Here is a 13,810-nt window from a genome sequence, read left to right as displayed (position 1 = left end):
AAACAGCCCATGCCGGGAGTAAAGCTCATGGGGGAAGCGCTCGTCAAGCTACATTATATGATAGAAGGTTATAAAATCTTTGAGAAACTGCAAAATGACAAAGGTTTTTCCCTACAAGATTAGCTCCGAGGAGGGGAATTTCACTGCCTGAAAGAAAGGCTACCTTCTATAGCGCAAGTTTTCAAACTTGCGCCTAAAAATGATGTCGAGTCTGTGACTCTACTGGGCCAGAGGCCCAAGTACACTTCACACGCGCGAGACGCGAGCGAAAGCAATGATTGCCGCTCAGCCTTTTGAAAAACAGCCTGTCGCCAAGGTAGCTAACTCAGCTCCTCCATCGTTCTCACCGGTATATCCTTGTTAACAACCTGCTTCAGTTCCCGGAAGCCTTTGGCGTCATACTGGTACCCCTGTTCGGTGAGTGGCCACAGCATAGGGGCCAGGTTGAGGGTGGTGGCTTTAAAGCCCTGCATGATGGCCCCCATATTGCCCGTTCCTTTCGACAGTGCTGCTTCATTCTCTATCTCAAACGGACCCGTAAAGCCGCGCTGCTGCAGCGTCTGCACAAAGTTGCGCCAGTCCATGCTGTCGGAGCCGCCGAAGCCGGGGAGCATGGCCTCGTAGTTATGTCGGTCCCATTCGTTTGCCGGGATGGGCACGCCGGCGCGTTTCGCCAGGTCGGCATCCACCTGCTGTTTCGGGTACATATTGCCCCAATATACGCTGCCGTTGCGGCGCGTAGCCTTTACATGGATGCGGTGCAGGCGGGCCATATCCGTATGTCGAATCACCTCGCTCGGGTCCGTGTGCTGCCAGACGTCGTGGGACGGGTCGTATATTTCGCCGTGCGCCTTGCTCGGAACCAGCTCATACATCAGCTTGCGGGCCGCCAGCACGCCAGTCAGGTTATTGAAGGTAGAGGTATAGCCAGCCGGTCGCCAGCCTTCCATCGGGCAGTTCTCATAAAGCACCGTCACGCCCAGGTCCTCGGCATATTTAATAATGGGCGCAAAAACACGCGCATACTCCTCCAGGTTCTTCTGGAAGCCGTTTTCCTGCACCCCCAGTTCGTGGTTATACCCTACAAAGGTGCCGACCTTCACATCGTTGGCATCGCCGCCGAGCAGGTGCGCCATCCGGATGAGCCGGAGCAAGTGGTTCTGGTTTTTCACGCGCTGTGCCGGGTCGCCGCCAATCAGGTTATCAAACGCCCCCAACGACAGCTGCAACCGCGCCCCGTTAAACTTATCCAGCAGCGCTTTCGCATCCTCCAGCCCAAAATTCTCATAATCGAGGTGGGTCGCCACAAAGTCATCGCGAGTGCCGTCTTTGCGGAACACGCATACATCCAGGCCCTGCACGCCGGTTTCCTGTGCTCTCTCGATTACATCGTCTAAGCTCAGCTGGTCAAAAGCCGAGGTCATGATCCAGATCTGGTTGTTCATATGCTTGCTGCTGTTTGTTTATGGTTCCTGACGCGGCTTTGCGATATGCCACGCACTCTCCCAAAATAGTAGATTCTTACGCGACCTCCAAACTAGGGGGTGTAGATGAGAAGAGAGAGGTATGATTTGTAGGATAGCAAGAGAACCCACCCCTGCCCCTCCGAGGAGGGGAATTTGGTATATAGGAAAACACTTGCCTTCGCTCGCGTCTCGCGCGTGTGAGGTATAGTTGGGCCTCTGGCCCAGTCGAGTTACAAACTCGACATCATTTTTAGACACAAGTTTGAAAACTTGCGCCAGTAAAATAGATCAACTCCCCTCCTTGGACAAGGAGGGGCAGGGGTGGTATGACCCGGTAACTACAGAAACTGGCACTTGGCACGTGCATGTCATTCCCCTTCCCCCCAGGGAAAACATGTCACTGAACAAGCTAAATTGCCTTACAGCTTGAACTGCAGCGTGACATAGTAGTTGCGGGCATCCGAGGGGATGATACCGGGGCCTGGGTAACCGGTGGCACGGCGCGTGAAATAACGATTGTCGGTCAGGTTGTTGATGCCGGTCTCTAGCGTGAAGCGCTTAAGGGTATAGCTCCCCGACAAATCCATTACCCAGTAAGCCGGAATGCGGCCCACCACGGCCGTAGGTTCCAGCACGCTGTTGGCCGCGTCGGTATATTGGGCAGCGGTATAGGCATACTGGTAGGCCAGTTTCAGGTTATTGCGCTTAAACGAAAGCCCCGTCTTAGCGATAACAGGCGGTGCTAATTCCACCTGGTTGCCATCATAGCTCTTTTCTTCCACGTTATAGCGTGTATTCACAAGGGTAATGTTCGAGAAAGCAGATAGGCTGGTTTTATGCTGATCGCCATAAAACAGTTTCAGGAAGTCTACCTCCACAAAGGTCTCTAAACCGAGGTTATGCGACTGCCCCACGTTGGTGCGGATGCGGTCGGTGGTGCCGGGAATGTTCCGGAAGTTGATGCGGTTTTCGTAAGCCAGGTAAAAGAGGCTGGCATCATAATTCAGTACGCCGCTAATGCCGCCCCGCAAGCCCAGATCCGCACTGTAGCCGCGCTCGTCCTGCAGGTTCTGGTCCACGTACTGGTTCGGGTTGATCACGCGCATGTCATTGAAGTTGATAGCGCGGTAGTTGTGGGAGTAATTGGCGTATACCTCCATCCGCTCGCTTGGCTTGTAGCTCAGCCCGAGGCCCAGCAGCACAATGTCGCGGGTGCTGTGGCGGTCTTCCGGTATCTCCTCGTCCCGGATGATGTTGCCCGCCTGGTCTGTCACCACTTCGCTGTAATGGCCGTCGGCGTTGGTGTTGATCCACTCGTAGCGTATTCCTGGCGTGATGCTCAGTTTAGGAGTGAGGTTAAAGATGTTCTCGGCAAACAGGGCAAAGTTGCGGCTCAGGTAATTGTAGTCAGACTTGCTGGGTTTGCTGTTCTCCGGAAAGTACCTGAAGTCAGCGTCAGAGGCGGCAGAGCCCATTCCCTGCTGTTGGTCCGTCAGGCCATGGTAGTAGCGGCTACCCACCAGCAGGGTGGAGAAGTTGCCTAGCAAATCATACCGATGGATCAGGCGCGTTTCATTGCCGAAGTTGTTGAACTGGTCCTTTAGCAAAAGACGCTCATTCATGGGGTCCGGGCGGTTGATCTTCTCCAGATAACCTAAAGCGTCGCGCTCAGCCACTAAACCGAAGTTACGGATGTTCAGCTTCGTGCGGTCGCTCAGGCGGTAGTCCATGGTCAGGGCCAGCAGGTTCCAGTTCACTTTAAACCAGTTGCGGTCGCGTTTCGACTGGCGGGCATCTGCGTTGAATTCCGCGTCTGTCAGGCCGCCCGGCTGCTGTGCCAGGTAATCCATATAGGTATAGTTGACGCCGATCTCCAGGTTCTCGTTCGGTTTGTAGTGCACCGATGCAAAGGCCGTCTGCGCATCAAAACCGGAGTTATCGCGCCAGCCATCGCCGCGCTTGTACTGGTAAAAACCATAATAGTGTACTTTGCCTTTGGAGCCCCCGATGCTGTTAAAAGAGTTTACCAGGCCCCACGAACCCGCTGTCTGGCGGGTGGTCAGCTCAAACGGTTTGTCCTCCGGCCCCTCTTTCATCACAAAGTTGATCATACCCCCAAACTGCGTCCCGTACTGCAGAGATGCCGCACCACGCACCACCTCAATGCGGTCGAGGGCCTCGGTGGGTGGGGTATAATAGCTTTCAGGATACCCGAGCGCATCTGCGCTGATGTCGTAGCCATTCTGGCGGGTGTTGAAGTTAGAAGTGCGGTTTGGGCTGAGGCCACGGCCCCCGATGCCCAATTGCAAACCGGCCCCGTCGCTTTCCCAGATGTTCAGGCCGGCTACTTTAGCAAACACCTGCCGGCTGTTGTTGGTGGCCAGGTTAGCTGTGATGTCGCTCAGCACCACGACCTCGCTTTTCTTCGCCTCGTAAATGGCAGCGCCCTCCACGGAGTTCAAACGGGTGATACCAAAGGACTTGTCACGCTCGGCATTCACGCGCACCTCGCGCAGCTTACCCTCGAAAGGCTTTAGCTCGAAGTGTAGGGTCGCATCGTTACTTTGGATGGTTACTTGCTGGGTTACGCTCCCGAGGCCCTCGGCGTAAGCGGTAAAGCTATAGGTGCCGGCCGCCAGGTTGCTGAAACGATACTCGCCCTGTGCATTGGCTTTAGTGATGGCGCTTGTGCTAAGCAGAATCACCTCCGCGTGAACCACCGGCTTACCGCTGCTGGCATTGGTGATGTTTCCGGAAACCGAGAACGTTTGGGCCAACACAGGATGCAGGCCAAGGAACGATAAGAAAACAAGCAGAATAAAGCGCATAAATTATTTCTGTCCCACCGCCTCGGGGGCTGGGGAGGTTATATCAAAAGGCAAAATCCACGGCTTTGGCAGGAAGCTTTCCTTTTCGGCCGCTAAGTTAACGGTTGGATCAATAAAAAGCCGACTTCCGCGGCCATTCATGCTCACATATATTTCAGCGCGCACCTCAGCATCCGGTATACCACGTTGGGCGAAGTCCTGCTGCAGCACCTGGGCATACTGCAGAATCATGTCGGGCTGGGTCGCCATCATCTTCTCCTGGTTCACGGTCAGGTAGTTGCGGTTGTTAACCTCCACCTCCTGCCCGGTTTGGGGGTCGCGTACATAGAAAAAGGCAGTGCCCGCTTTTTCCATAAGCATCACGCGCCACGAAAACCTATAGCCCTGCTCGGTCCAGAACAGCTTATCCGGGTACAGCGCAAAGCGCCAAGGTAGCAGCACCTGCACAAGGAAATAAACTGCCAGTATGCCCAACAGCACTGGCTGGCCCTTCACCCTCGCAAAAGCAGGTATGGTTGGGGTATAAACCCGAGCCAGGCTGCGCAATCTTTGGAGGATGCCCTCATGAAAACTGACCGAAAAAAAGATCAGCGTGCTCACGATCATGATGTAGGGGAACATGCCAATCTGAAAAAGTACCGCCGTGAGTACATGGAACACGATAACGGTGCCATAAGCAAGCACCCTGCTTTTGCGCCAACTCAGGAAAAAAGGAATCGTGAGGTCGTAGAAGGCACCGAACCAGCAGAACAGGTAGGCTACCCATACCTCGTCCAGCAGTGGTCCGATAAGCGGCAGGTGCGTGTGCGCCGGCAGCCAATAGCGCAAGGGCATGGCCTCCAGCAGCCAGTCGGGATTTAGCTTGGCGAGCCCGGCAAAAAAGTACACCAGGCCCAGTTGCAGCTGGAAAATCAGCACCGCCCAGCGCGGCACATGGCTCGCCCACAGTTGCGGCTTGCGCAGCACATCCAGCGAGAAGTGCCGATGCGCGGGCACCAATACCAACAGCAGCGCCACCACGCTCACAAAGTAGTAGTGGTTCAGGTAGTTTGTCTTGTCAATCAGCTCGACGTAGGTAAAGCTCAGGAAAAACAGCACCGACGAAAGGCGGTATAACAGCCCAAGCATGATACCGAGCGCCGCCAGCACCATCACCGTGAAGATGCCATACATCCCCGCCTCGCCCAAAGGCTGCACCCACTCAAAGCCGTAGTACGGGAAGTATACCTTCGGCAGCACGTACAGCTCCGTTACCCAGCCCTTTGCCACAAAGCGCAGCAAACTAAACAGCATCATCCCGCCGAAAATAATACGGAACACTGCCAACGGTGCGGCAGAGACAGGTGCTGTGAGGTATGGCTGGAGCTTTTTAAGCATATATGATTTGGAGGGCTGCTTTGGCTTTTGAAAATGTTATGTCGATGTAAACCCACCCCTGCCCCTCCAAGGAGGGGAACTATACATTCAGGAAAATTCCCCTCCCCAGAGGGGTTAGGGGTGGGTTCTTATATGTCAGAAAATCCTGTGTCTTGTGTCCTGATACTTGTGTCCAAAACACTTGTGTCTGAACCTAGTCGCCGTCATTGTCGGTGTAGGTGATGGTAACACCCAGGGCGGCCGGCATATCCGTTTTGGTAAGTACAATGAGTTTCTGCAGCGCATCATATGCTTTGGTCACTGCGGCAGGCTGCGTGGTTACGGCTTCGGAAAGCGGTCCCTGAATGGCCTCTGCAGCAGCCAAAGCCGCATCGAACTGCGCCTCAACAGCATCCGAAAGCTGGCCACCGTTATAAGAAGCGCCCACATGATCCAAGTAATCGTCCAGGCCCAGGCCATTTGCACCACTCGCCGACTGCCCCATGAAGATGGCTTTCTCAGCGCGGATGTTTTGCTTGAGCAGCTCCAGCGAGGTCTTGCTAAAATAGGCTTCTACTTTCTCGGGCAGCGCACTGCCCGCTGTAAAGCGCCCGCTCGGAATGCCTATTTTGGCGCGCTTGGTCAGGTCGATGTCAGAGTTCAGCTCGTTCACCAGGCTCCCGATGGCACTACCTACTGCTGTACCCGTGGATTTCTGAAAGGTATCGGCAAAGTTTCCGCTTGTCCAGCCGCTATACACGGCAGCAGTACGCTGCTTGATCAGGCTAGTAACATCCTCCAGGTACTTTTTGCGGTTAGCGGCTTTATCGCCAGTGGTATACCGGGCCACCACTTCCTCAGCGGTAGCGGCACTGTATAACAGGTAGTCCAGCGCCGGGAAGCCTTTTGTATCCAGGTTGGAAGCTGTTTGCAAATCGTAAGTCCCCGCGTTAATGTTCGCCTCAATCTCGGCGGTAGCCGTTGGATAGATGTTCAGGTTGGTGCGCAGGAGCTGCTCATCGGCAGGGCCGAAATTGTAAACGCTCACCTGCTGCCAGTTTTTATAGGCTGCCTGGTACGCGGTGCGGGCTGCGGTTAAGTTGGCAACAGAAGGACTGGCTGTAAAAGCGCCCACCGCAGTTTCCAAGGCTGTAGTGCTTGTGTTTAGCGACTCATAGGCCGGTAAGATCAGGTTGGTGCTGTAGTTTGCTAGCATGGCTTGGCGGTCGAATTCCGACTTGGGGCCTGAGCCGCCATTCTCGGAATCGCAGCCAGCCAGTGCCAAAAGGCAACCAAAAGCAGCGAAAGCGTAGTTTCTGAATAGTTTCATAGAGAGCTGTCTTTAACGAGAAAGGCAGCAGCTCGGGCATGGCGCCAAAGCTGCTGCTTCTCTTGTTTGGGTTTAATTAACTTACCAGCGGGCCAGATGTTTACAACTGCCCCTTAATGCTGCCCATGTTATAGGCTTCAGCCAGAATATCGATGGCTGCCTGAATGTCGGCGCCGGTGGTGTTGTAAAGGTTTTCACCGATTTTGCCCATTACGTTGTTGTATTGTGTGTCCGTGATCTTGCGGTCAGTCTTGAATTTAAGCCCCATCACAAATCCGATGGCCTCAGACAGGTAGTGGCTTTTCTTTGCCTGGTCCGACAGGTTGTTTTTGGCGGCGTTCAGCTCTAGAATGGCAGAGGCTGCTGCCAAACGCTCCCACTCTGTGCGCAGGGTGGCAGTGGCTTCTTCTTTGCCTTTTGTGTCGTTGGCGTTGATGGCGGCACGCCCCTTCAGGAAGGCATCCATCATAACCTTGTTGCTACCCAACGCGGCGTTTACCTTGTTGCTGTAGTTCGCCCAGTATTTCAGGCCTTCGAGGTTGGTTGGGAAGTCCTTGGGTGCGCCGAAGTATCCGAATGCCTCATCCCAGTGGTGCTGCATGGCTGTTCCTTCTCCCTCTGTCACCATTTTGTTGTCTACAGCCGCACCAATTTTCTCCTCGGTCAGGTAGCTTTCCACGGCCTGGTAATAGAACACGCCACCCATCAAGCCTTTTGAGATCACCTGGCCCAATTCCACACCATTGGCATCTACCAGGTATGATTTGTTATCCGTAGTTGTCAGCAAACCGGCTTTGCCGTTCAGAGCTGGTGTGCCTGCCAAAAGGCTAGCCGCTGCCACGGCATCAAAATAGTTCTCAAACTGCACCTGCGCAGTGCCGATGGTCTTGTTCTTCAGCTGTTTGCCAGAGGTGTTAAGAGAAGCATCCGCGAACGGCGCGTTCACATTGGCATACATGTTCTTCATGTCCTGCGCGTTGAGCCGCCCGCCGGTGTTGCCTGTTTTTATATAAGTATCCAGTTCCGAAAGCATGCTCATACGGGCGGTCTGGCCGCTGTAGTTCACATTCTCGAAGTTATAGGTGTCCGGCACGTTGTAAGACGGGGTGTTCTCATCGTCATCGGAGCAGGAAGAAAAAGAAACGCAGGCCGCTACTGCCAGGGCAAGTGTTTTAAATCTGAAAGAACTCATCGTGGATCGCATGAAATTATCAACAGTTTTTATTTAGACTTATTATAAATAGTTAGGCAAAGCTAAGGTCCACAGCGAAAAGAGACAAGCCTTATTTAAAATAATTTTAAATAAGGGGGAACTAATTCAAAGTTATACCGCTAAAATGAGGTCGTGAGTACAGCCGCACATCAGCCTTGCAAACTGCCTGGGCCTGGTATAGGACAGACTGCTCACAAGCGAAGTAGGCAGGAGGCCTGCTAGGCTGTATATATTTTTTATTTATATTTGATCAAACTAACATTTAAAAGAAGCACTATGAAAAACTTGAAATTAGTTGCCCTCCTACTGATGATGGTCCCGTTCCTTTATGCTTGCGAAGGCGGAACAGATGTGGTAGAGTCAGGCACGTACCAGGGCACTATTGATGAGGTAGAGGCCGATAAAGACGAGATCTATGTGAAGACAGACGACGGCAAGGTGCTGGAGCTTTACTTCACAGAGGCTACCACACTTACAAAGAATGGCGAAACGGTTGCGTTTGACCAACTGCAAGAAGGTGGAAAAGTTGAGGTTGAAGTAGAGAAAGTAGGCCAGCGCCTCGACCCGATCGCGGTAAGAATAATGGAGTAGCATGGGCGACACAGGCTTCTGGCGCACGGAGGTATGGCACCCGCTCACGGTGCACCTGCCCATTGCCGTGCTGCTACTGGCAACCCTAGCTAAATTGGTGGCGCTCTTCCTACAGGAGCAAAACGCCGCCTTCTGGCACAGGGCCGGTGCTTACACGCTGTACCTGGGTTGCGCTGCAGCGTGGGTGAGCGTATACACCGGCGACATGGCAGAAGGCATTGTGTCGCGCTCCCTCTGTGACCCCACCGTGCTGAAAAGCCACGAGCAGTCGGCGTTTACCCTGGCTTACCTGTTTTCGGCGGCCACGGCCCTGGAGCTGAGCCTGATGAAGTGGCACGCAAAGCTGTTGCGTATAGCTGTGCTGCTATTGATGGTGGTGGGCAGCGGCTTCCTGGTATACACGGCCCATATAGGGGCCACCATTGTGTACCAACAGGCTGGCGGTGTGCAGGTACCCACCAGCGACTGCTCCGATTTTTAAGCCTTTCCCAATTTTCCGGAAATCCCTTGCCAGGTATGGCGAGGGATTTTTTACACCCTATCGGCAGTGCAAGTGGCCGAAATGAAAAGAGGAACTTTATCTTTTCACTTTGCCTTCTAAAGGCGTAAATTTGATACATCCTAAAACGAGAGACTTCATGCTTTCCAAAAAAGCAAAATACGCCCTTAAAGCACTTTTATACCTCACCAAACAGCAAGACAAAGGCTTGGTCATTATCTCTGACATTGCCGAAAACGAACGTATCCCGCGTAAGTTCCTGGAAGCCATACTAGTGGACCTGAAAACAAGTGGCGTATTGCAGAGTGTACGCGGCAAGAACGGGGGGTATTATCTTTCTAAAAACCCGTCGGAGATTTCCGTGGGCAATGTGATCCGTATGATCGACGGTCCGCTGGCAGCCATCCCTTGCGTAAGCCACCTCTACTACCGCAAGTGCGACGAATGCATTGACGAGGCGACATGCGAGATCCGGATCGTGATGAAGAAAGTGCGTGACGCCACCGCTGATATCCTCGATAATACCTTCCTCAGCGACCTCGAGACAATTTCTGGATTGGTTGAAGAAGAAAGCAAGTATTAACTCCCCGCCTCTTCGTTATACCCCATAGCATACATAGTATATACTCATCACAGAAAATACACTTGGAAACCAAAGGTCCGTCGGTGCGCAGCAAATGTGCCGGCGGATTTTTTGTTTTAACCCTTAGGAAGCTTGATTTAGAGCTGTTTTACAGGCTGTAATAATTATTAATACCTGATTGTTTGGAAATTAAACCGAAAACAATTCTATTTGTCTATTAATCCGATAGAGTTTATATAATTAATAAATCATGAAGCCAGTTTTCTCCATACAATACTTTGTCGCCCCCCGCTTCATGCAGCCGTATGGCTTGTGCCGTTGTTGCTGTTAGCGTCAGCGCTACTTGTTGGATCCCCTCTTATCACGCACAGCCGCATGGCAGGCTCCTGACAATAATATGACCTGGCAAAGTTTCTAGCGGTACAGAATAGCTTTTAATACTGCCTGCCAAATACCCGGCCTACCGCTCATATACCGCTTTATACCTCTCCTTACTTTATCAGGGGATAATCATGTATACAAGCAGTCAGTGGCAGGCAATGTTACAATACATGCAGTCCATACCCTCCTTTTTATTTATAGTTAATCCCCATGAAGAATATATACCTCGTGCTTCTCTCCTTCCTGCTTCCGTTTTGGGCAACGGCGCAGGAAACCAATTTCATCGAAATCTCCGGGCAGGTCATCGACCGGGACGCTAAAGAAGCCCTCCCTGGCGTTAGTGTTTACATCAAGGGCACGGGCATCGGCACGGTGTCTGATGTTTCAGGAGATTTTTCGCTCCGTACCAAACTCGCCTTCCCGTTCACCGTTGTGTTCTCATCAATTGGTTTTCAGCCGCAGGAAATCGAGGTGCAGCACCTTGGCTCGAAGCTGAAGATCGCGCTGGTTACGCAAACCCTGCTGGGCAAGGAGGTGGTGGTCTCGGCTTCCCGCATATCGCAAAGCCAGCTTCAGTCTCCTATTGCTGTGGAGCAGCTCGACATCCGGGCCATTCGCGAATCGCCGGCTCCCAGCTTCTTTGATGCCCTGGAGAACGTGAAGGGCGTACAAATGACCACGGCCAGCCTTACCTTTAAAGTACCGAACACCCGGGGGTTCAACTCCCCGAACAACTACCGCTTTATGCAACTAGTGGATGGCGTGGACATGCAGGCAGCAACACTAGGCGTGCCGCTTGGCAACGCCATTGGCCCCACCGAGCTTGATATTGCCAGTGTGGAGATTACGCCCGGTGCCGGTGCCGCCTTATACGGGATGAACGCCATCAACGGAATGGCGAACCTGATTACCAAGAACCCCTTCCTTCACCAGGGCCTGAGCGTGTACCAGAAAACCGGCCTGAACCATGTGGATGGCATCGACCATACCCCCAGCCTGCTCACCGAAACCGCTGTGCGCTATGCCAAAGCTTTAAATGAGAAATGGGCCTTTAAAATCAACGCCAGCTATATGCGCGGCACCGACTGGCGCGGCAACACCACCACCGACCAGAACCCTAATTCCCGAAACACGGCAAACCCGGCTTATACCGAACTGGCAGGCGATGCAAACCCGGCTTATGATGCCTGGAACAAGTATGGTGATGAGAACAACAACGCGGTGACTGTTAACGGGGTGCAATATGGCGGCAAAAGCCAGTCGTTTATTGTGCGGCGCACAGGTTACTGGGAACGGGATTTGGTAAGCCCCACCGTAGACAACCTTAAATTCGATGCGGCGCTGCACTATCGCTTCAGCCAGCAGGCAGAGCTATCTTATGGCTACCGTATTGGCAAGATGGACGGCGTGTTTCAGCGTGGCAACAAGATACAGCTCGACAACGTGATCGTGCAGAACCACTGCCTGGAATTAAAGGGGGAGCATTATACCGTCCGATCTTATGTATCCGCGGAGAATACGGGGGATTCCTATAATGTGAAGCCCTTGGCAGATAACCTTGACATCAGCGGCGGAGGCTCCAATGCTGTATGGGGCACTAAATTTAAGGCGGCGCTGCAAACCGAGCTGGATCAAGATACGGACCTAGCCACAGCCATGGCGCGTGCGCGCCAGGCAGCGGACCAAGGCCGGCCACAACCCGGCACAGCGGCCTTCGAGGACCTGAAAAACACGATCATCGGCATCAACAACTGGGACCATGGCGCCGTGATTCCAGGCGCCTCGCCTACGGGCGGTGCCTGGCTAACGCAACAGAGCCGCCTTTACCACACCGATGCCCAATGGGATTTGTCGGACAAAATAGGGGTTGTGGATGTGTTGCTCGGAGCAGATGCACGGCTTTATGAGGTGATTCCGGATGGCAATAATTTCGTGGACTTCTCACGCCCGATTAACCAAAGAACCCAGCCGGGCGGCGACAATGTTTACTATAAGAAAGTTGGCGTATTCGGGCAGCTCACTAAGTCGCTGTTGGAGGATAAGCTGAAACTATACGGCTCCCTGCGCCTGGACTACAACCCCGAGTTCGACCCAAAACTGAATCCACGGCTTTCGGCGGTTTATACCCATGCGGAGCGCCATCACTTCCGGGCCTCTTTCCTGAGCGGCTACCGTTTCCCATCGCTGTTCGAGGCGCTGTCTTACGTTAATAACGGCAACGTACGCCGCGTGGGGGGCCTTGCCTACATCAATGAGGGACTTGGCTATCTTGACAATTCGTATACCCTTGCCTCCGTGAACGCCTTTAACGCCGCCGTGAACCAGGAATTAGCAAACGGCATGAGCCGGGAGCAAGCAGCACAGCGGCAGAGAAACCTGCTTCAAGTCGCGAACCTGGCCGTCACCACGCCCGAGCACATCCGGTCGGTGGAAGTAGGGTATAAGAGCGTGCTGCTTAACAACTCCCTTGTCATCGATGCGGATGCCTACCTTAATGCCTACTCCGGTTTTTTGGGACAGGTGGAGGTGGCTGTTCCCAACTCAGGTCAGGTTGGTTCCGATGCCAGCGTACAGGACATGCTCTCTGCCAACAGAACCCGACAAACCCGATACCGCGTCTATACCAATGCCCACAACACCTACCGCAACTTCGGCTCGGCCCTGGGGCTTACTTATACCACCTTCAGCAAGTTTGCGCTGGCAGGCAACGTCAGCTACAACAACATTGTGGCAAACGAGGAGCAGGACATCTTCGTGACAGGCTTCAACACCCCGACGTGGGCCACGAACCTATCATTCTCTAACCGCGAGATACTGCCGAACCTGGGCTATAACGTGGTATGGCGCTGGCAGAGTTCGTTTGAGTGGCAGAGCCCACTAGCCAATGGCACGGTGCCCGGCTATCATACCCTGGATGCCCAGCTTACCCTGAAAGTGCCTACCGCCCATGCAACCGTGAAAGTGGGTGGGGCCAATATCCTGAATAACCGCTACATCCAGTACGCTGCCGGCCCCACCATCGGGGCACTCTACTATACCGCCATCACCTTGGATGGACTGCTGAGCAAATAAATAACGCTTAAGCATACAGAAGCCCTGTACAAGTGAGCCAATCACCTATACAGGGCTTTTCTGTTTTATTTACCCATCGGCTAGCAGGGGCCATGGCAGTAATTCACTACCTGTGAGGGGTATCGGATTGAGCTATTTCTCTGTTTAAATTACTCCTACTAGCTAAACTTCTACTGACTAAAGCTTTCACCGGATAGTTGTGATACTGGTGCGGGTTTTCAGCCCGTACGTAAGCATAACGTCGGGTTTGTAACCCAAACGGGGCCGGAGGGCCAGCTTTGCAGGGCCGCAGGATAGCATTTCAGTTATCCCATGGTCGGGTCTCAGCCCCTCCATTATACAAAGTCACGGATTAAAATCCGCGCCAGTAATCAGGAGGTGGAGTAGCGCCTGCAACATACTAACGGGCATAAAGAGGTCCGACTTTCGGAGGGATAAGACGAAAGCACCACTCCCCTTAAGCGCAAATCGCCCTGCACAACCAAAGTCGT

General features: G+C 53.3%; 9 protein-coding genes. 4 read left to right on the top strand and 5 right to left on the bottom strand.

Annotation, left to right across the window (positions count from 1 at the left end):
* Positions 1 to 320: 320 nt before the first annotated feature.
* The 5 genes from ACXYMU_RS02615 to ACXYMU_RS02595 form a co-directional block, all read right to left on the bottom strand.
* Positions 321 to 1,445: a sugar phosphate isomerase/epimerase family protein gene (locus ACXYMU_RS02615; RefSeq protein WP_458984786.1), complete on the bottom strand. Its 1,125-nt coding sequence runs from the start codon at positions 1,443 to 1,445 to the stop codon at positions 321 to 323.
* A gap of 440 nt (positions 1,446 to 1,885) precedes the next feature.
* Positions 1,886 to 4,294 (bottom strand): TonB-dependent receptor domain-containing protein, encoded by a 2,409-nt coding sequence (locus ACXYMU_RS02610; protein WP_458984785.1) that lies wholly within the window; start codon positions 4,292 to 4,294, stop codon positions 1,886 to 1,888.
* 3 nt (positions 4,295 to 4,297) lie between these two features.
* A complete protein-coding gene (locus ACXYMU_RS02605; RefSeq protein ID WP_458984784.1) occupies positions 4,298 to 5,671 on the bottom strand; it encodes an HTTM domain-containing protein in 1,374 nt (457 codons plus the stop codon).
* Positions 5,672 to 5,864: 193 nt separating this feature from the next.
* Complete coding sequence (locus ACXYMU_RS02600) at positions 5,865 to 6,980, bottom strand: imelysin family protein (protein WP_458984783.1); 1,116 nt, start codon at positions 6,978 to 6,980, stop codon at positions 5,865 to 5,867.
* Positions 6,981 to 7,080: 100 nt separating this feature from the next.
* Entirely contained in the window at positions 7,081 to 8,172 is a 1,092-nt protein-coding gene (locus tag ACXYMU_RS02595) for a DUF4856 domain-containing protein (protein ID WP_458984782.1), read from the bottom strand.
* A gap of 297 nt (positions 8,173 to 8,469) precedes the next feature.
* Between ACXYMU_RS02595 and ACXYMU_RS02590 the strand changes: the two genes are divergently transcribed.
* The 4 genes from ACXYMU_RS02590 to ACXYMU_RS02575 all read left to right on the top strand — a co-directional run bounded on the left by ACXYMU_RS02590 (position 8,470) and on the right by ACXYMU_RS02575 (position 13,319).
* Positions 8,470 to 8,784 (top strand): hypothetical protein, encoded by a 315-nt coding sequence (locus ACXYMU_RS02590; RefSeq protein ID WP_458984781.1) that lies wholly within the window; start codon positions 8,470 to 8,472, stop codon positions 8,782 to 8,784.
* A gap of 1 nt (position 8,785) precedes the next feature.
* Positions 8,786 to 9,265, top strand: a complete 480-nt coding sequence (locus tag ACXYMU_RS02585) for a DUF2231 domain-containing protein (RefSeq protein ID WP_458984780.1) — start codon at positions 8,786 to 8,788, stop codon at positions 9,263 to 9,265.
* A gap of 157 nt (positions 9,266 to 9,422) precedes the next feature.
* Entirely contained in the window at positions 9,423 to 9,866 is a 444-nt protein-coding gene (locus ACXYMU_RS02580; protein ID WP_458984779.1) for an RrF2 family transcriptional regulator, read from the top strand.
* A 591-nt stretch (positions 9,867 to 10,457) separates the two neighbouring features.
* A complete protein-coding gene (locus ACXYMU_RS02575; RefSeq protein WP_458984778.1) occupies positions 10,458 to 13,319 on the top strand; it encodes a TonB-dependent receptor domain-containing protein in 2,862 nt (953 codons plus the stop codon).
* Positions 13,320 to 13,810: the final 491 nt, after the last annotated feature.

The sequence above is a fragment of the Pontibacter sp. CAU 1760 genome (assembly GCF_054482735.1).
This window is presented reverse-complemented; position numbering and strand designations above follow the sequence as displayed.